This is a genomic window from Vibrio profundi, assembly GCF_005281835.1.
Taxonomy (GTDB): domain Bacteria; phylum Pseudomonadota; class Gammaproteobacteria; order Enterobacterales; family Vibrionaceae; genus Vibrio; species Vibrio profundi.
This window is the reverse complement of record NZ_RZIS01000018.1, coordinates 1-19,539: the sequence shown is the minus strand read 5'-3', so window position 1 is coordinate 19,539 and position 19,539 is coordinate 1. Positions and strand designations below refer to the sequence as shown.

Annotated in this window: 18 protein-coding genes, 1 tRNA gene, 1 rRNA gene and 1 riboswitch; of the genes, 7 read left to right on the top strand and 13 right to left on the bottom strand. The window is 44.8% G+C overall.

What is annotated here, in order from left to right; genetic code table 11:
- Positions 1 to 175 precede the first annotated feature (175 nt).
- Positions 176 to 673, top strand: coding sequence for a thiol peroxidase (gene tpx, locus ELZ11_RS23335; protein WP_137359780.1), 498 nt, complete (start codon positions 176 to 178; stop codon positions 671 to 673).
- Positions 674 to 740: 67 nt separating this feature from the next.
- On the opposite strand, the gene uvrD is transcribed toward tpx, so the two are convergent.
- Positions 741 to 2,915, bottom strand: coding sequence for a DNA helicase II (uvrD, locus tag ELZ11_RS23330; protein WP_137359779.1), 2,175 nt, complete (start codon positions 2,913 to 2,915; stop codon positions 741 to 743).
- A 268-nt stretch (positions 2,916 to 3,183) separates the two neighbouring features.
- Between uvrD and ELZ11_RS23325 the strand changes: the two genes are divergently transcribed.
- From ELZ11_RS23325 to ELZ11_RS23310, 4 genes are all read left to right on the top strand, one after another.
- Positions 3,184 to 3,444 (top strand): BufA1 family periplasmic bufferin-type metallophore, encoded by a 261-nt coding sequence (locus tag ELZ11_RS23325; protein ID WP_137359778.1) that lies wholly within the window; start codon positions 3,184 to 3,186, stop codon positions 3,442 to 3,444.
- A gap of 84 nt (positions 3,445 to 3,528) precedes the next feature.
- Positions 3,529 to 4,386, top strand: a complete 858-nt coding sequence (gene bufB, locus ELZ11_RS23320) for an MNIO family bufferin maturase (protein WP_137359777.1) — start codon at positions 3,529 to 3,531, stop codon at positions 4,384 to 4,386.
- Positions 4,383 to 5,141, top strand: a complete 759-nt coding sequence (locus ELZ11_RS23315; RefSeq protein ID WP_137359776.1) for an HvfC/BufC N-terminal domain-containing protein — start codon at positions 4,383 to 4,385, stop codon at positions 5,139 to 5,141. Before bufB ends, ELZ11_RS23315 begins: the two co-directional genes overlap by 4 nt.
- A 12-nt stretch (positions 5,142 to 5,153) precedes the next feature.
- Positions 5,154 to 5,612, top strand: coding sequence for a DoxX family protein (locus ELZ11_RS23310; protein ID WP_137359775.1), 459 nt, complete (start codon positions 5,154 to 5,156; stop codon positions 5,610 to 5,612).
- 73 nt (positions 5,613 to 5,685) lie between these two features.
- On the opposite strand, the gene tsrA is transcribed toward ELZ11_RS23310, so the two are convergent.
- Positions 5,686 to 5,967, bottom strand: coding sequence for an H-NS-like global regulator TsrA (gene tsrA, locus ELZ11_RS23305; RefSeq protein WP_137359774.1), 282 nt, complete (start codon positions 5,965 to 5,967; stop codon positions 5,686 to 5,688).
- Between the two features lie 98 nt (positions 5,968 to 6,065).
- Positions 6,066 to 7,253, bottom strand: a complete 1,188-nt coding sequence (locus tag ELZ11_RS23300; protein ID WP_137359798.1) for a multidrug effflux MFS transporter — start codon at positions 7,251 to 7,253, stop codon at positions 6,066 to 6,068.
- A 116-nt stretch (positions 7,254 to 7,369) separates the two neighbouring features.
- Here ELZ11_RS23300 and ELZ11_RS23295 point away from each other — a divergent pair, with 116 nt between their 5' ends.
- Positions 7,370 to 8,311, top strand: coding sequence for a LysR family transcriptional regulator (locus tag ELZ11_RS23295; protein ID WP_137359773.1), 942 nt, complete (start codon positions 7,370 to 7,372; stop codon positions 8,309 to 8,311).
- A 121-nt stretch (positions 8,312 to 8,432) separates the two neighbouring features.
- The gene (locus ELZ11_RS23290; protein ID WP_137359772.1) at positions 8,433 to 10,223 is read left to right on the top strand and encodes an aminopeptidase P family protein; all 1,791 of its coding nucleotides are present in this window, start codon (positions 8,433 to 8,435) and stop codon (positions 10,221 to 10,223) included.
- A 95-nt stretch (positions 10,224 to 10,318) separates the two neighbouring features.
- Here the strand turns inward: ELZ11_RS23290 and thiH are convergent, their stop codons facing one another.
- From thiH to rrf, 10 genes are all read right to left on the bottom strand, one after another.
- Positions 10,319 to 11,431, bottom strand: a complete 1,113-nt coding sequence (gene thiH / locus ELZ11_RS23285) for a 2-iminoacetate synthase ThiH (protein ID WP_137359771.1) — start codon at positions 11,429 to 11,431, stop codon at positions 10,319 to 10,321.
- 8 nt (positions 11,432 to 11,439) lie between these two features.
- Positions 11,440 to 12,204, bottom strand: a complete 765-nt coding sequence (locus tag ELZ11_RS23280; RefSeq protein ID WP_137359770.1) for a thiazole synthase — start codon at positions 12,202 to 12,204, stop codon at positions 11,440 to 11,442.
- 2 nt (positions 12,205 to 12,206) lie between these two features.
- Positions 12,207 to 12,416: a sulfur carrier protein ThiS gene (gene thiS / locus ELZ11_RS23275; protein WP_137359769.1), complete on the bottom strand. Its 210-nt coding sequence runs from the start codon at positions 12,414 to 12,416 to the stop codon at positions 12,207 to 12,209.
- A 35-nt stretch (positions 12,417 to 12,451) separates the two neighbouring features.
- A complete protein-coding gene (locus ELZ11_RS23270; protein ID WP_137359768.1) occupies positions 12,452 to 13,204 on the bottom strand; it encodes a HesA/MoeB/ThiF family protein in 753 nt (250 codons plus the stop codon).
- On the bottom strand, positions 13,197 to 14,456 hold the full coding sequence (locus ELZ11_RS23265) for a thiamine phosphate synthase (RefSeq protein ID WP_137359767.1): 1,260 nt from the start codon (positions 14,454 to 14,456) through the stop codon (positions 13,197 to 13,199). Before ELZ11_RS23265 ends, ELZ11_RS23270 begins: the two co-directional genes overlap by 8 nt.
- A 2-nt stretch (positions 14,457 to 14,458) precedes the next feature.
- Positions 14,459 to 16,408, bottom strand: coding sequence for a phosphomethylpyrimidine synthase ThiC (gene thiC, locus ELZ11_RS23260; RefSeq protein WP_137359766.1), 1,950 nt, complete (start codon positions 16,406 to 16,408; stop codon positions 14,459 to 14,461).
- Between the two features lie 136 nt (positions 16,409 to 16,544).
- Positions 16,545 to 16,643: riboswitch (TPP riboswitch) on the bottom strand.
- A 63-nt stretch (positions 16,644 to 16,706) separates the two neighbouring features.
- Positions 16,707 to 17,090: a fluoride efflux transporter CrcB gene (gene crcB, locus ELZ11_RS23255; RefSeq protein ID WP_137359765.1), complete on the bottom strand. Its 384-nt coding sequence runs from the start codon at positions 17,088 to 17,090 to the stop codon at positions 16,707 to 16,709.
- Between the two features lie 139 nt (positions 17,091 to 17,229).
- The gene (locus ELZ11_RS23250; RefSeq protein ID WP_137359764.1) at positions 17,230 to 18,612 is read right to left on the bottom strand and encodes a multicopper oxidase family protein; all 1,383 of its coding nucleotides are present in this window, start codon (positions 18,610 to 18,612) and stop codon (positions 17,230 to 17,232) included.
- Positions 18,613 to 19,315: 703 nt separating this feature from the next.
- Positions 19,316 to 19,392 (bottom strand) — tRNA-Asp (locus tag ELZ11_RS23245).
- 45 nt (positions 19,393 to 19,437) lie between these two features.
- Positions 19,438 to 19,539, bottom strand: a 5S ribosomal RNA gene (gene rrf, locus ELZ11_RS23240); the annotation flags it as partial.

Genomic DNA, 19,539 nt, shown 5'->3' with positions numbered 1-19,539 from the left:
TGAGCGCAAGCTCTCGGGGTTTTTCTTTATCTGCCCTTCAAACGCCTTCATAAAGAACAAATGAAACAGTAATGTATCAACATGAAACAGCCTATTTACAAGCAGGATGATTTCGTGCAACACTTAAACAGAACATTAACCCATAAATAAACTCAATAAATTAAATAGGTTTCATATGTCTACAGTAACGTTCCAAGGTAACCCAGTACAAATCAACGGCGCAGTACCTCAAGCAGGTAACCAAGCTCCAGAATTCGCACTAACAGCAGGCGATCTTTCTGAGCTGACTCTTGCGTCTCTAAAAGGCAAAAAAGTTGTACTTAACATTTTCCCAAGCATTGATACACCAACGTGTGCTCAAAGCGTACGTACTTTCAACGAAAAAGCTGCACAGCTAGAAAACACCGTTGTCGTTTGTGTTTCTGCTGACCTACCATTCGCTGCTGGCCGCTTCTGCGAAGTTGAAGGCATTGAAGGCGTTCAACATGCATCTACTTTCCGTTCTCCTGCTTTCGCAGCAAGCTACGGCGTAGAAATTCCTGAAGGTGCACTAGCAGGTCTAACAACTCGTGCTGTGGTTTGTATCAACGAGGAAGGCCTTGTAACACACAGCGAACTAGTTGCTGAAATCACTGAAGAGCCAAACTACGAAGCAGCGCTAGCGGCACTGTAATTTGCTTGATCCAGTTTAAAATAAAAAGAGCTGCCAATTGGCAGCTCTTTTTATTCAAATCAGTACACTACAGTTGCTCTAAACGAGCATAAGCGGTGACTAGCCATTTAATCCCTTCACCATTAAACGCCACTTGCACACGACTTTGTGGACCACTGCCCTCAAAGTTAATAATGGTTCCTTCACCAAATTTAGGATGGTTGACTCGGGAGCCCAAACTAAAGCCAGTTTCATTGAAGTTTTCTTTCACTGCGGTAGAACTAAAGCGACCACTAGATGCAGGGCGACTAACCTGAGCTTTCATTCGCACTTCATCTAAACACGTTTCAGGCAGTTCGCGGATGAACCGTGATGGCTTATGGTATTTGTCTTGTCCGTATAAGCGGCGCATTTCTGCATAAGTGATATAAAGTTTTTCCATCGCACGAGTCATACCTACATAACACAAGCGACGCTCTTCTTCTAAGCGCCCAGCTTCCTCTGCAGACATCTGGCTTGGGAACATGCCTTCCTCAACACCAACCATGAATACCATAGGAAACTCTAAACCTTTTGCACTGTGCAATGTCATCAGCTGCACCGCATCGTCGAATTCATCAGCTTGGCCCTCACCGGCTTCTAACGCCGCATGGGTTAAAAACGCGGTGAGCATGCTCATCTCATCGGCTTCTTCAGGTTTTTCAAACTGTCTGGTCGCAGTAACCAATTCTTCCAAGTTCTCAATACGAGCCTTAGATTTCTCGCCTTTCTCTTGCTCATACATCGCAAACAGGCCCGACGATTTAATCACATGGTCAGTTTGTTCGTGTAGCGGTAACTCAAGCGTGTCGTCTTCTAATGCATTCACTAGCTCTAGGAAACGGCTTAACGCGCCCGCAGCGCGCCCTGCGAGGACTTGCTCTTCAAGTAAGGCAACACTGGCTTGCCACATTGTTGCGCCGCGATCGCGAGCAGCAAAACGAATCGTTTCTAATGTTTTGTCCCCCAAACCACGCGTTGGCGTGTTCACAACACGCTCAAATGCAGCATCATCATTACGGTTGCTCATTAAACGCAGGTAACTCAACGCATCTTTAATCTCTTGTCGTTCGAAGAATCGCATGCCACCGTAGATACGATAAGGCAAACCACCTTGAATCAAAGCTTCTTCAAGTACACGCGACTGAGCGTTATTACGGTAAAGCATTGCAGTGTCGTTTAGTGCTCCGCCCTTTTCCTGCCACTCTTTGATTTTGCTCACCGTAAAGCGGGCTTCATCTAACTCGTTATACGCAGAATAAACTGAGATAGGCTCGCCGTCGTTACCGTCCGTCCACAACTCTTTACCCATGCGCTCGGTGTTATTTGAGATCAGTTCATTCGCCGCTTGCAAGATAGTTTTGGTTGAACGGTAGTTTTGCTCCAAGCGAATAGTCGACGCGCCTGGGAACTCATCCAAGAACTTTTGAATGTTCTCGATTTTAGCGCCACGCCAGCCATAGATAGATTGGTCATCATCACCCACTATCATCACTCGGCATTCAGGGCCAGCCATCATACGTAGCCATGCGTATTGAATGTTGTTGGTATCTTGAAACTCGTCGACCAAAATATGTTTAAAGCGAGCTTGGTAATGCTCACGGATGTGCTGCTTATCGCGAAGTAATTCATGAGCTCTAAGTAGGATCTCTGCGAAATCCACTAAGCCTGCACGATCACACGCTTCTTGATACGCCGAATAGATCTTCAACCAAGTCTGAGTCACAGGATCGTGGTAAGCATCGATATGTTTCGGACGTAAACCTTCGTCTTTCTTGCCGTTAATCCACCATGACGCTTGCTTAGCTGGCCACTGTTTTTCGTCTAGGTTTTGCGCTTTAATCAAACGACGCAATAAACGAATTTGATCATCCGAATCGATGATCTGGAAATCTTCAGGTAGCTTAGCGTCTAAGTAGTGAGCGCGCAGAATACGGTGGCAAATTCCGTGGAAAGTACCGTTCCACATTCCTGACGAGCTTCCCATCATCAACTCTTCAATACGACCACGCATCTCAGCTGCAGCCTTATTAGTAAAGGTTACTGACATAATAGAAAACGGTGAGGCTTGCTCTACCGTTTGTAACCACGCAATTCGATGAACTAAGACACGTGTTTTACCACTACCAGCCCCCGCTAATATAAGAAGGTTCTCTAGAGGTGCCGCTACCGCTTCACGCTGTTTGTCATTGAGGCCATCGAGTAAAAGCGAAGGATCGATCATGGAATGCTCACTACTGGGTATTTATACATAAAAGTTGATTATAACCTAAACAGCCAACGCAGTTCATAAATATCACGACAAATATCACCATGACATATCCATTAAAATTCAATAACTTAAATAAAAATATTATGATTTTTCTATAAATTACGAAAAAATAATGAAATTTTTGTATTGGTTTACCTATCCTCTTTTATAAGCAAGTTGATATTTAACAAGTAATTAACTTGCGAAGTGAATATAAAAACAAAGTCTAGAGGAATTGACGATGAAAAAATCTAATCTTGCTGTAACTGCTGCGATCACAAGCCTTATTGCTTTCGGTGGAACCGTTTTAACTTCAGCACCAGCAGAAGCTGCTGGCAAAGAGAAATGCTATGGCGTTGCTAAAGCGGGAAAAAATGACTGTGCGACCAAAACAAGTTCTTGTGCAGGCACAGCGAAAGAAGATAACCAAAGCGATGCATTTGTAGTCGTGCCAAAAGGCCTTTGTGGAAAACTTTCTGGTGGTAGCACTCAATCTTCATAGTATTCAATACTTGATGAATAAGTGATGGTGAGCCTACGCCAACAAGGCTCACCTCCCTTACTAACACCAGCCTAGGAGTCACGAGTGAACACAACACCTCTTCATAACAAAGTTGGAGTGGGCTTACGAACTCCACACCTTGAGTATTTTGATACTTCACCCAGCCTTTTGAGCTGGCTTGAAATTCACAGCGAAAATTACTTTCAAACTAACTCTCTCGCGCGTCGCCAACTTCAATCCATTCGAGAAAAGCATCAAATTAGCTGCCATGGTATTGGGCTGTCATTAGGTTCAGTGGAACCCGTTAACCCAAATCACCTTACTCAGCTGAAAAGTTTAGTCGATGACGTTGAGCCATTTTTGGTCTCCGATCATTTAAGTTGGAGCCAAACCGGTGGTCATTACTTCAATGACTTACTACCACTACCTTATACCGAAGAAGCACTGGAAGTGTTTTGTCGTAATGTCATGACGGTTCAAGACACATTGAAACGTCCAATGCTGATAGAAAACCCTTCAAGCTATTTGAAGTTTAGCCACTCCACGATCAGTGAATGGGAGTTTTTGGCAGAGGTACAACGTCGCACAGAATGTCGCCTATTACTCGATCTGAATAATGTTCATGTCTCGGCATTCAATCATGGCTTTACCAGCGAAGAATATTTGGCAGGCCTACCAGCTCACGCAGTAGACGAAATCCACTTAGCCGGCTTCACCATCAAGCAACTCGAACAAGGTGAAATCTGGATTGATACTCACAGTCAGCCTATCAGTGACGAAGTGTGGCAGCTGTTTGAGAGTTGGACGGCTCAACATGGTCAACGCCATACATTAATAGAATGGGACTTGGATATTCCTGAACCTAACGTGCTACTCGCAGAAGCTGAGAAAGCTAGCCAGCGTCTGTTGGACATAGAAGCAATGGGGAGAAAAGTTTCATGACCGTATCTCTAGCTCAACTGCAAAGCGAGTTCGGTGATGCCTTGAGATACCAAAGCCAAGGTGAACATTGCCAAATTGTCAGCGATCACTTCTCTGCTGAGCAACGATTACAGATCTATCGGAACAATTTCATCATTAGCTTAGTCGACGTTTTGAAAGCCGCTTACCCTTTAGTTGACGCTTTAGTTGGAGATGAATGTTTCACGCAGCTAGCACGCCAGCATGCGCTAGTGTCACCGCCAAATAGTGGTGATGTGACAAGTTATGGGCTCGGCTTTAGTAAAACCTTTCACCAATTCCCAGCCGTCATTGAAGCAGCGCCATACTTATCTGATACCGCTGAATTTGAATGGTGCTGTGACGCTGCAAACCCATTGTTAGGCAAAGCTTACCCAGAAAAAATACAACCTTTAGCAGCGCTTGCACAAGTTTCTGAAGAACAGCACCCAAAGCTCAGTTTTATCTTGAACAACCAAATCGTGCTGTTTCACTCTGAATTTGCCTTATACACGTTAAGACAAGCCATTAAGTCCGAACAACTCGACGCACTCAATATCAATCAACCTGAGTTCGGGTTCATTCGCCACTTACCGAATAACCAAATAGAAACACAAATCGTGAGTCAGGCGTGTTATGAACTACTGGCTTGTATTGCCGATCAGCGGCCGCTAGGACAAACCCCACCAGAACATTTATCTCACCTAAATACTCTTATCGAGTTAGATGTGATTGCAGGCTTTTTCATTCAGGATTAATAGGAGGCTTCAATGAACTCGAATAGATTTACTTCACTGATTATTACTTACGATAATTTGGTTAGCCAAGCTCAGGCAATGTTCATCCCGGTATTGTTGCTGTTCTGTCGCCTTTGGGTGGCGTGGGTTTTCTTTAACTCTGGATTAGTAAAGATCGCGTCGTGGGACAGCACTTTGTACCTCTTTGAGCTTGAATATCAAGTTCCGATTCTACCTTGGGAACTTGCAGCCTACATGGGAACCGCGGCAGAACTGATTCTGCCTGTCTTTTTAGCGTTCGGCCTACTCACTCGCCCGATGGCAGCGATCTTATTCGTATTCAATATTATTGCGGTTGTCTCTTACCCATTATTGTGGGAGCGAGGTTTCTTTGACCATCAGCTTTGGGGACTAATGATACTTATCGTAGTGGTATGGGGAGCTGGGCCGTTTTCATTAGATAAGGTGATAAAGTCGAGAATCAGCGACTAACCAACGATTACCTTCTATACGACACAAACAAAAACACCACTCAATCGAGTGGTGTTTTTAAATCTGGTTGGAATTACTTACTTAAGAAAGCTTGTAGTTCATCAACAGAGATACCTTGTTCTGCTAGCTCTTTCGCTAGTTGCTGCACTTGCTCGTCTTTGCGAGATTCAATCACTCGCTGAAACTGATAAACGATATCGCGCAATGTTGCCAAAGGAACCTGCTTTGCAGCACTTCGAATTCGCTCTTCACTTTGGTTGCCTAATTCATTAAGCAATTTACCAAACATGACCTTTTCAGGTGCATCTTCCATTTGCTCTAAGACGCGAGCCATTTCATAGGTTGTTAATGACATTACAGTATTATTCCGTTGAGAAATCACTATTAATTGAGCGACAAATATACACCTGTTTGCCGCTCCGGAAAACCGTAAATTGAATATTTACGCAACATTTACGCTTTGGCTGCAACACCGTGCCAAGTCTTACCTACCTTAGCGAATAGGATGAACAATGCCGGTACAATTAGCCACATTTGCAGTGCTATCATGATTTGTGGATCTAGGCTTAAACGTTGCATTGTACCCACTAACAAACCCGAGCCACTCATTTGGAACAAGCCAAGTAATGCAGCTGCCGTACCCGCTCTATCACCGAACGGTTCAAGCGCTTTACCTGCTGCTGCGCCTAAAATCCATGCAAAACCTACCGACGACATAAAGATCGGAATCATGAACGCCATTGCACTCTGCTGACTAGCAATCACGTACATCACTACACCAGCTAAGCCAAGCGTACTGATGCCCACCACTAACGTTTTGTGAGTGCCAAATTTTTCCATGAACTTAGGTGCGGTGAATGCCGCCACAATGTTAATTACCGCATTTACACCAAACCAGTAAGTAAACTCGTTCATGCTCAAGCCTAAGTTTTCCATCAGCACGACAGGTGCCGAAGTTACGTAAGCAAGAATCACGGCCATCGCCATTAGACACAGTGTGGCATGGAACAAGAATGAAGGAGTACTCAATACTGACCAGTAGCGTTCAAATTTGAATACAGCCTGTTTCTCGGTTGCTGGATTGGTCTCTTTCATATAGGCCAGCATCAATAAACCCACTACGACCGCGAAGCCAGCCATAAAGCTAAAGTTACTTCTCCAGCCAAACTGTTGCGTCAGCCAGCTACCTAAGATTGGTGCTAAAGCAGGAATAAAACAGATAGCACCATTCAAGTAGCTGATCATCTTGCCACTTTTTTCTGGGCCAAATATATCGCGAACCGTTGCAAAAGCTGCCACAGAAGTCGCACAAGCTCCTAAGCCTTGCAGCAACCGAGCGACCAACATCCATTCAATTGATTGAGCGGCCCACGCCAAGCAAGCACTCAATGCATAAATGAAGATCCCTCCTAAAGCAACGGTTCGACGTCCTAACTTATCCGCAAGGGGGCCGGCAAACAATTGGCCCACACCCATTGCAAATAAAAACCATGTAATCGTATCTTGTGCTAAAGCATGTTCCACGTGAAACGCTTCTGATATTTGTGGCAATGCCGGTAGGTAGATATCAATCGCCAATGGACTGAACAATACCAACATAGCTAACAAAGCCACCTGAAATTTACTGTTTGATTGAGACATAGTGGCGGACACAAAATACTCCAATAGAAAACGAATGTGGGCCAATCATACTCAGTAACAGATATGAACGAAAATGGCATATACTCATTACCATTATTCCAAATTGGAAATGTCCTATGAACGTCGAGAAGTTGTCGCGAATTGATCTCAATCTATTGGTATGCCTGCAAGTGCTGCTTGAGGAGCTAAGTGTTACCCGCACAGCACATCGACTGTGCTTGAGTCAGTCGGCCGTCAGTAAGTCACTCGCTAAGCTACGCGAACAATTTAATGACCCGCTTTTCTCACGTAACGCACACGGACTTAGGCCAACACCCAAAGCGCTATTCTTGAAACCTAAGCTAGAAATCCTTATCAACCAACTTGAATTGCTCACTCAGCCAGAAACTTTTAATCCCAACGACAGCCACCATCGGTTCCATATTGCAGCGGTTGAGAGTGTCTACCCGTTAATTCTGCCTCACTTCCTACCCGCTATTTTTCGCCAAGCGCCACAGGTCAATATCAATACTCACGCCTGGAGTGAACAAACATTCAAAAAGCTTCAGCTTGGCGAACTCGATTTGGGGCTGACCGGAAAGGACATCGATATTAATGATGCCAAGCTCACCATGCTGCCACCCGATGACATTTGCGAACAGGAGATTTATCGAGATGCACAAATGTGTGTATTGCGTCGTAACCACCCTGCGTTATCAGGGAAATGGGATCTTGAGACTTACTTAAAGCAGCGTCACGTTCAGGTTCGCTGTGATGGTAATGATCGGTGGTTACTCGATTACAAACTGGCAGACCTCGGACACCAACGTGACATCGCGATTTCAGTTCCGGACTTCAATAGTGCCGCAAGCTTGTGTACCTATACAGACTTTGTTTTCACCGCTCCCAGTCACTTTACCTACTTAGTTGCGAAGCAGCTCGACTTAGTCGTTGTTCCACTGCCTATGGAGTTCCCTCCTATGGCATATACTCTATTCTGGCATCGCGATAGAGAAAATGACCCAGCTTTAACTTGGCTGCGAGATATCATCAAAGAAAAAACTTTACATCTCAGGTAAAAATGCCGTTCAGTAATTGCAGCCTTAGGATAAAAGAGATAGCTTATCTGCACTCATTTATCTCTTTCTCTATCAATAAAATAGATTAAAGAAGCACATCAACAACAAGGATATGACACTGATGCACAATATCACTGCAGACCGCGTTCAAGCGGTTCGAGCTTGGCTCGAGAGTAATCACTATGACGCTCTCATTGTTCCCCATGAAGACGAGTATTTAGGTGAGTACGTTCCGGCTCACAACGAACGACTTCTTTGGTTAACAGGTTTCACTGGCTCTGCAGGTGCAGCTGTAATCACGCGCGACACCGCTGCGATCTTTGTTGATGGCCGCTATACAGTTCAAGTACGTAAACAAGTACCGGAAAGTGTTTTTGAATACCGTCACCTTATTGAAGAACCATCATTAGATTGGTTGATTCAAACGTTACCGCAAGGCTCGAAGGTTGCTTTTGACCCGCGCATGCACACGGCAGCTTGGTTGAAAGGCGCACAAAGCAAACTAACGGGTAAATTAGAACTTGCGACATTGTCATCGAATCCAATTGATGAGCTATGGTCAGATCGACCAGCACCTGTTGTTTCTGATGTGCGTTTAATGGCGACGAATTCAGTTGGTCAATCTTGCCAAAGTAAGCGAGCTGAGATTGCAGGACTACTTAAAACTAAAGGGGCTGATGCTGCAGTATTAACTGAGTTAGATTCGATCTGTTGGTTGCTGAACATCCGTGGTCTTGACGTTTCGCGCTTACCTGTAGTGTTGGCTAACGCAATCATTCATGCCGATCAAAGCGTCGAGTTTTTCTTAGACCCTAGCAGAATCCCAGCAGAATTTGCCGATCACACCGGAGCCGGAATTAGTGTTCGTCACCCTTCTGAATTAGAATCAGCCCTACAAGCGCTGTCTGGAAAAACAGTGACCGTTGATTCAGCAACCAGCAACGCATGGTACACCTTATTATTGCAAAATGCTGGTGCACAGATCATTGAGTCTGCCGACCCTTGCTTAATGCCAAAAGCGGCTAAGAACGACGTAGAAATTGCAGGAATGAAAGCGTGTCACATCCGCGATGGCGCAGCAATGGTGAATTTCTTGTCTTGGTTGGATTCCGAAGTGGCTCAAGGCAAGCTACACGATGAAGCTTTCTTATCGGACACCTTACAGGCATTCCGTGAAAAAGATGAGTCATTAGTTGACCTCAGTTTCGACACCATTTCCGCCGCGGGCGGTAACGCAGCCATGTGTCACTACAACCACGAAAACCAGCCGCAGCCTGGTCAGTTAGAAATGAACACTTTGTACTTGGTTGATTCAGGTGGCCAGTACCTTGATGGGACAACCGATATTACGCGTACCATTGCGATCGGCCAACCAAGTGACGAAATGATCAAGCAGTTCACTTTAGCGTTGAAAGGACACATTGGCGTTGCACGTGCGCGTTTCCCTAAAGGCACCTGTGGCTTCCAGATCGACATCCTCGCTCGTCAACACCTATGGGCTGAAGGCTACGATTATGACCACGGCACAGGCCATGGTGTTGGCCACTTCTTAAGTGTTCATGAAGGACCACAAAGCATTTCGAAGAAGCTTATCAACGTACCACTCCTTAAAGGCATGGTGCTTTCTAACGAACCTGGTTACTACCGTGCAGATGAGTTTGGTATTCGTATTGAAAACTTGGAACTAGTCGTAGAAAAACAAACAAACGGTGACTTCCCTGTACTCGCTTTTGAATCTCTGACTCGTTGCCCAATCGACCAACGCAACATCAACGTTGATATGCTAACTCGTCCAGAGCTTGCATGGCTCAATGATTACCATCAAAAGGTATGGAATGATGTTAGCCCTCTTGTTGAAGGCAATGCATTAGAATGGCTACGCCAAGCAACCACGTCACTCGCCCATTCGTAAGTATCAATTACACAGATAAAAACGGCTACCTATTGGTAGCCGTTTTTGTATCTGCGGTTTAGTAATGTTTCACGTGAAACGTAACTATTAGTTACCTATCCAGAGTAACCACTGTGCCAATCCTTCCACACAGGATCAAACCCTCGTTGGCGAATCATCGCCTCGACCAAGGAGGCACTACGCTCATCACTAATCTCGAACTGCTCAAGCTCCTGCTCTTCGAGCGCATAACCACCAGGTTGAGTTTTCGAAGCCGCGGACATGCTCGTCACACCAAGCGGTAATACATTATCCCTAAACGTCGCAGACTCTCGTGTCGACAAAGAAAGCTCAACTTCTGGGTTCAGCAAGCGATAAGCGCAAATCAATTGAACCAGCTGTTTATCACTCATGATCGACTTGGGTTGTAGCCCACCTTCGCAAGGTCGTAATCGAGGAAAAGAAATCGAATAACGCGTCTGCCAATATTTACGTTCAAGATAGTCCAAGTGCGCCGCAACATAGAAACAGTCTGTGCGCCACTCTTCCAACCCGATCAATGCACCAATACCAATCTTGTCGATGCCCGCTTTTGCCAAACGATCTGGCGTTTCTAAGCGGTACTCAAAATCTGTCTTATTGCCACGTAAGTGATGTTCGGCATAAGTACTAGGATGATAGGTTTCTTGATAAACCATGACTGCATCCAAACCTAATGTTTTCAGTTCCGCATAGTCTTGCTGGTCGAGCGGCTGTACTTCCATTGCTAGGTAATTGAACTGCTTTTTAATCACGGGCAACGCTTGGCGGAAGTACTTCATTCCAACTTTAGTTTCATGTTCACCGGTGACCAAAAGCACACTATCAAACTTCATTTTCTTGATCGCTGCAATTTCAGCTTCAATTTCCGACTCATTCAACGTACGTCGCTTAATGCGATTCTCCATAGAAAAGCCGCAATAGGTACATGCATTGGCACAAAGGTTTGATAGATACAGAGGAATATAAAGAGAGATCGTATTACCGAATCGCTGGCGTGTCAGTGCCAACGACTGCTGAGCCATTTGTTCCAAATACGGCTCAGCGGCCGGCGAGATTAGCGCTTTGAAATCTTCTAGATCTCGCTTTGACTTAGCCAAAGCTCGCTCTACATCTACAGACGTTTTACTGTAGATCGACAGACTAATATCGTCCCAATTTAGCTGGCGGAATTCATCAACGAAACTCATGCTAACTCCTACACATCTAAGAAGGAAGTTAACGGGCTCGAAGCCACTGCATGCGATACTTGGCCAGCTAATCCAGATTCATATGCCATACGACCAGATTCAACCGCTAACTTAAAAGCGGTAGCCATAGCGACCGGATTGGGTGAAGCGGCAATAGCGGTATTCACAAGAACAGCATCAGCTCCCATTTCCATCGCCAAAGCGGCGTGAGATGGTGCGCCAATGCCAGCATCAACAACCACTGGCACTGTAGCCTGATCGATAATAATTTCTAGGAAATCAACGGACGCTAAGCCTTTGTTAGATCCGATTGGTGCACCTAATGGCATCACAGCAGCACAGCCTACTTCTTCCAAACGCTTACATAGCACAGGGTCGGCATGACAGTATGGCAATACCACGAAGCCATCTTTCACAAGTTGCTCAGCAGCTTTCAAAGTTTCTATCGGATCTGGCATTAAGTATTTTGGGTCTGGGTGAATTTCCAGTTTTAACCATTTAGTTCCTAACGCCTCACGAGCTAAGTGCGCAGCAAAAATGGCGTCTTTCGCGTTTTTTGCGCCCGATGTATTTGGTAATAAATTCACGCCAGCTTCAACGATTGGTTGCAATATGTCATCTTCCGAAGAATGAATATCGACACGCTTTAATGCCATGGTGGCTAACTGGGAACCCGATGCCTTGATTGCATCCGCCATAAACTGTTTATTGGCAAATTTGCCTGTACCCGTAAAGAGTCGTGATGAGAAAGTTATATCTGCGATCTTCAACATGTTCAGCCCCCTGCTATTGCTTGAAAAAGAGAAATTGAATCGCCTTCATTAACCGTTGTCGTATTCCACTCACTACGTGGCACAACCACGTTATTGATGGCAAATACACAACCCAACTCAGGCAGTGACAGCAAAGAAATAATGTCAGCAAGATTAGAACTTGATGAAACCGTTTCGACTTGTTCGTTTATTTTTATTGAGATTGAGCTCATTCAGCCCTTCCTTTTAATTCTTAGTGTGCTGTGTTCTAAACTTCATGGCACACTGAACAGCGTGGCTCTTTGACCATTGATAGGTTCGTCCAATTCATCGATTTCCCATCAAATAACTTGAGCTGCGTGGTATCGGTAAGAAACGAGCCAGTGGCTAGCTTCTGAATAGCGGCCAGCGCTTGCATGTTACCCATCGTCCCAACCACAGGGCCAATGATCCCTGAATCGCTGCATTTCGTAGTATTCTCAAGTTGGTCGAAAGGATAAAGGCATCGATAGCAACTGTGCTGATTGGGAAAATCAAACACCATGAATTGCCCCTGCCAACCGATAGCAGAAGCTGACACCAGCGGAGTGTTCTGAGCAAAGCAAACCGCATTGATTTGCTGGCGTGTCGGAAAGTTATCACTGCAATCAAGAACGATATCAGCCAGCATCACCTCTAAGCTGAGTTGCGAGTCACTCAACCGATGTGGTATTTGCCTTACCTGACAACCTTCATTTAAATGGCTTAACTGACTAGCAGCAGCGGATACTTTAGGCTGTTCCAAATCAGATTCGCGGTAAACCACTTGCCTTTGTAGGTTACTGCTATCCACCTGATCATCATCGACTAACACCAATTTACCGATACCAGAAGCGGCCAAATACAGTGAGGCAGCACTGCCTAAACCACCACAACCAATAATCAGAACGTGGCTTTTCTGCAAGCTCGCCTGCCCAGACTCGCTCACTTCCGGCACACTAATTTGTCGTTGATAACGTAGAAAAGTTTTGTCATCAAGCATGCATAGCTGCCTTAACTGGTGCAGAAGATTTCCCCATAATTCGGTCAAATTCTTCAATGGCTGCTTTCGGTGATTCAGCCAGTGTGATAGCTCTAACCACCGCTAAACTCGATACGCCGCATTCCCATACTAGTGGCGCTGTCGATTGGTCAATACCACCGATAGCAACCGTAGGGTAACCAAGCGTCTGCTCACTATAAGGAATCGTATCAATCAACTGCTGATAAAGCGCAAGCCTCACCAACCCTTGAGGGCGTGAAGGCATATCTTTAGTCGTCGTCGGGAAAATATGCCCTAAAGCGATATAGCTAGGCGCAATCTGTACGATACGTAACAGCTCATAATAGCCGTGTGTTGATAGCCCTAACTTAATACCCGCTTTACTGAGCGCCGTTAGGTTAGATTCTTCTATATCTTCTTGACCTAAGTGAACACCAAAAGCACCATGTTTTACTGCGAGTTGCCAATAATCGTTAATGAAGACCTGAGCTTGATACTGCTCCCCTAAACGAATGGCTTGCTCTATCTGTTGCTCCAGATCTGGCTGAGAAGAATCTTTAATACGTAGCTGCGTCGTTTTAATGCCTAGCTTAAGGAGTCGTTCAATCCAATCTACACTATCAACTACCGGGTAAAGACCTAAGCTCGGTTTAGTCAGCTTAGGGAAAGAAACGTTGTGCCCGTCAACCGTCCAACCGACTTGAATTCCTAGGCTTGAGTTTTCCAAGATTGGAGTGGGAAAAAGAGAGAATTCATTGGGCCATGTTTCACGTGAAACACTACACGAAGCACGAGCCAGCACTAATGCGTCTTCAATCGGGAAATCTAATACTAAGCAAGTAAGTAACCACGCCATATGACGTGTTTTCGAGAACTCTCTTACTCGCTTTTCCGATACAGATAACGCTCGAGTAACGCCATTGTGAGACCATACATCAAGCTGTTGTTCTTCATTTAGGACACTCACAAACACTAAATTATGTTGCGCCTCTAGTGCAGCTTTTACATCAACAATGGAAGATGCAGATGTGTAATCAATGACGTAATCAAGTTCGTTAGCTTGGCCTGTGATTGAATTACATCGCTCAGCCAGCTTAATGGTTTGCTGGCTGTCTTTTAGAGAGAAGTATTGAGTTGGACTAACGCCCAACTCAATGTTTTTGATTTCAAAGCCTTGTTGCTGAGCGACCAATAAACAATGTTGTACTTCTCCCGTCAGCTCAATGGAGCTTGCTGGGATTAATATCTTCACGTTTAGCCCTCTAGCTCCGCTTCTTTAGAAGACACTGCTGGGTGGTAAAGCTCCGACCCTGTATCTCTAAATTCCTGCGACTTCTGGCGCATGCCTTCCAGCGGGTTGTCTAGCATTTTGATCTCAATAGCTTGGTCAGCAGCGACTTGCTCAGAATCTTTCGCATACTCACGAACTTCTTGAGAGATCTTCATTGAGCAAAACTTAGGGCCACACATCGAGCAAAAGTGCGCAACCTTACCAGATTCTTGCGGCAAAGTTTCATCGTGGAATGAACGAGCAGTATCAGGGTCAAGCGCTAGGTTAAACTGATCTTCCCAGCGGAATTCAAAGCGCGCTTTTGATAAAGCATTATCGCGGATCTGAGCGCCTGGGTGACCTTTTGCCAAATCAGCAGCATGCGCCGCTAACTTGTAGGTAATCAACCCTGTTTTCACGTCTTCCTTATTTGGTAAACCTAAGTGCTCTTTTGGTGTCACGTAACAAAGCATTGCACAGCCATACCAACCGATCATGGCAGCACCAATCCCAGACGTAATATGATCGTAACCTGGAGCAATATCGGTAGTCAGAGGGCCAAGCGTATAGAAAGGAGCTTCGTGGCAATGTTCCAGCTGCTCATCCATGTTTTCCTTAATCATATGCATAGGCACATGACCAGGGCCTTCAATGATCACTTGAACGTCGTATTCCCATGCAACCTTAGTAAGTTCACCAAGTGTTCGTAGCTCCGCAAACTGCGCTTCGTCGTTAGCGTCAGCTACAGAACCAGGGCGTAGGCCATCACCCAGCGATAACGCGACGTCGTACTTCGCACAGATTTCACAAATTTCACGGAAATGAGTGTATAGGAAACTTTCTTGGTGATGAGCGAGACACCATTTAGCAATGATAGAACCACCTCGAGAAACAATACCGGTAACGCGTTTTGCCGTCATCGGTACATAACGAAGTAATAAACCAGCATGAATAGTGAAGTAATCGACCCCCTGCTCCGCTTGCTCAATCAAAGTATCTCGCATGACTTCCCAGTTAAGGTTTTCAGCGACACCATTCACTTTTTCGAGTGCTTGATACATAGGTACAGTACCAATTGGTACAGGGCTATTACGTAGAATCCATTCACGAGTCTCGTGAATATTGCGGCCTGTCGATAGGTCCATTACCGTATCGCCACCCCAGCGCGTAGACCACACTAGCTTTTCGACTTCTTCTTCAATAGAAGAGCTTACTGAAGAGTTACCAATATTGGCGTTAACTTTAACTAGGAAGTTACGCCCGATAATCATAGGTTCAGATTCAGGGTGGTTTATGTTTGAAGGAATAATTGCACGACCTTCAGCGACTTCTTTACGAACAAATTCCGGCGTAATTTCTTTCGGTAAATTCGCACCAAAGCTATGCCCAGGGTGCTGTTGATTCAACTGTTCGTCTGCGAATTTTTGACGCCCCATATTCTCGCGAATAGCAATGTACTCCATTTCTGGAGTGATGATCCCTTTGCGAGCATAGTGCAACTGAGTCACACATTGACCATCGTTGGCGCGGCGGATTCGCGGCAAGTTACCGTAGCGTAATTCGTCGAGCGTTTCGTCTTCCAAACGCTCTTTGGTATATACGGAGCTTACTTCATCAAGTAACTCTGTATCTGAACGTTCTTCAATCCATTGCTCACGCAGTTTTGGAAGGCCGCTGTACAGATCAATTTCATGATTAGGGTCGGTATAGAAACCCGATGTATCATAAACATGAATAGGCTCATTGGGCTCAAAAATAGGAGCTTCTTTGGTACCACCAACTAAACTGTCAGCTAATGAGATTTCTCGAACAGGAACTTGAATATCTGGACGAGAGCCCTCGATATAAACTTTGGTGGAATTTGGATACGGTTGAACGGACAGTGAATCAATAAATTGCTTCGCTTCCAGTCTTGCTTGTTTACGACTCGACATGCATTTTTCCTTGCCTTGTTATTATAGAAAAAGGTTACTTTGGATAAAAATGCTTGACGGATTGATGCTACAAGAGGGATCGATTGCTGAGGTATAGCAATGATCTGATGATAGGATAACTAGAAAGAAATCTAGTTAGATATCTTCTCTTGTTCCCTTCGCAGGTATTAGCCTGATCAGGTTCAACGGATCCCGAGTTAACGGTCTCAGCCATATGGCACTCCGACAAGTTCAGTCATTATAAAAAATAGGCTTGGAATAACCAAGCCTATTTGTAAAATATTTGTTTATTTTTCGCTCAAGATTTAATGAGCAGCTGAAAACCGACCCACGCAGCTGAAATACTGAGTACTACATTCAACAGTACATTGAGTCCCATTTTGAAAAAGGCACCTTGCTGCATAAGCAAAACATTATCCATCGAAAAGGTCGAGAAGGTCGTTAAAGCACCTAGAAAACCTAACCCGATAATCTGCCTCCAAGGCTCGGTTGCCAACGAACCATTTTCAAACGCAGCGATCAGGAAGCCCATAATCAAGGAGCCCACTACATTCACCGTCAGTGTTCCGTATGGGAACCCTCTTCCCAATAAGGCTACGCAAAACTCTGAAATCAAATAACGTGAACAAGCACCAAACGCGCCGCCAATAGCAATGAAGCCAAGAATTGAAAGTTGTCCCATGACATATCCTTAAACCAGTAATGCGTTAATTGTATTCACTGTTAACACAAATACCATATGATCTTGGTTAATTAACCAATAATAACCATCATACAATGCTACACATCAAGGCTTGCATTTAAAAAGTTACAGGAGTCACTTAAGCCACCTCTATGTACCCCATTAACCCCGTTTTCATATGTTCTATCACGTGGCAGTGATACATCCAGCGTCCAGGGTTATCAGCCACAAAGGCCGCCTTGGCACGCCCATTTTTCCCAAGTAATACTGTATCGGTATGAAATGGTTCAGCCAAACGTCGACCATCCATTTCCAACACTGTAAAGGTATGACCATGTAAATGAATAGGATGATGATACTGAGTGACATTACGCAGATCGAAAATATATGTTTTGCCTAATTCCAACTTAGCAAGAGGTTGAGGAATGTTGTCTTTACTCATCCCCTCCCATGCTCGTTTGTTCATAAGCCAAAACTTAGGAACCGCTTTGCCAGATTTACTAGCAGGGGTAACCGCGCCTTCCCATTCAAATACAAAATCTAACTCAACAGCATTATCTAAATCTAAATCGGGAACAGGATTAAGGGGGAGCTGAGGCAATGTAGGGTTAGCTGGCAATTCTGATACAACCGTAGTGAACTTACATAACATAAATGGGAAGTCACCCTTCATCTGCTGAACGATCACCTCCTGACCAGCGTGAGGGGCGACCAGAGCCAAATCAACACGCATTCCGGGCCCAATTTTATGACGAATCAGCTTTCTAGGAGTAAGAATTGGGTTACCGTCAATCGCAATAATCCAAGCATCCGCCCCTTCGATAGCTATTGGGTAAGTGATGGTATTATCAACATTGGCAATTCTTAAACGAGTGGTCGCGTTTTGCTTCAGTTCATAGACAGGATGATGCACACCATTCACAGTACTCCACTCACCAGGCGTCCCCATGCGAGCGCTGTAGCGAGGTATCATCAGATCGTTCCACTTACCTTGCTTATCCAAATGCCAGTGTTTCAAAACGAGCTCATGCTCTTCATCAAAATGCACTGGAGTAGATTCTTCTACTATAATCGCCCCCACTAACCCCATTCCGAGTTGAACGACACTATTTACGTGCGGGTGGTACCAAAACGTACCAGCATCTGGAGGAGTAAACTCGTAAACAAAAGTTTCTCCAGGCATGATTGGTGGTTGGCTTAGAAAAGGAACACCATCCATCTCGATAGGAATACGTAGCCCGTGCCAATGGATAGTGGTAGGTTCATCCAGATTATTGGTAAAACGTATCGTAACAGGCTGCCCTTGCCGACACCGAATTGTAGGTGCTGGAATTTTCCCATCAAAGCCTAGTACATCGGTCATAAAGCCATGCACTACTTCAGCTTGTGCTGGCTCAGCTGACAGATCATAAACAAACTGCCCGTCTGTACTCTTTGCTTGTTTAATCGTACAAGCTGGCAGTAGTGCCACAGTGCTGAGAGCCAAAGAGCTTTGAAGAAAACTACGACGTGAAATATCCATATCTATAACCACTAATAAATTGTGGTCTGAAGTGTAACAATTATTAGTAATAATTATCATTTCATCATCAAACTTATGAATGAAACAATAAAAGTTATGATTTAGCCCCCATAGTTCAAATAAATACTCATATACAGTCGTTTTTTCCTCGAGGAGTACTAGGAACATACTGTTAAACACAGCTAACAGGCTTTTGTAGAATATAGCGAAACAGACGTCAGTTGTAAGCTCAGAAGCTTGTACGGCACCTCACAGCCCTACAACTAGCTAATATACTACCCGATATAGCTCTATAACCGCCCTTCCAAGAAAATTAAAACTCTATAAGCATATCAGTGAAAGTCGTATATACGTATGAGAGCCCAAAAGACGTAGCTTCAAAATTTATAAGAGATTTGTACCTTCAAAATGCTTCTGGGGCCGTAGAGCGATAGCGAGCTTACTGTTACTAGCCTTATAGGCCAAGCAATACTGATAAAAATAAAAGTCGCTGAAATTGACGGTCTACTTACGACGTAGAGCTTCAATAAATAGTGGTTTAGGAAAAGACAAGTAATCGAAAAGGGTTGGAGCTGATCACCAGTGAATGAATGCAGGAGGACTTCAACTATAGAAGGAAGTAAATCATGTTGAATAAGGAGAAAAATAGAAAGCTACAAACGTAAAAAAGCCCGATACGTGAGTATCGGGCTTTTCTAATAAGTGGCGGAGTGGACGGGACTCGAACCCGCGACCCCCGGCGTGACAGGCCGGTATTCTAACCAACTGAACTACCACTCCGCAGTGGACTACTTGTCATCATGGACAAGTCGTTCATAATTTAAAGCCTGGCGATGTCCTACTCTCACATGGGGAAGCCCCACACTACCATCGGCGCTATTGTGTTTCACTTCTGAGTTCGGCATGGAATCAGGTGGGTCCACAACG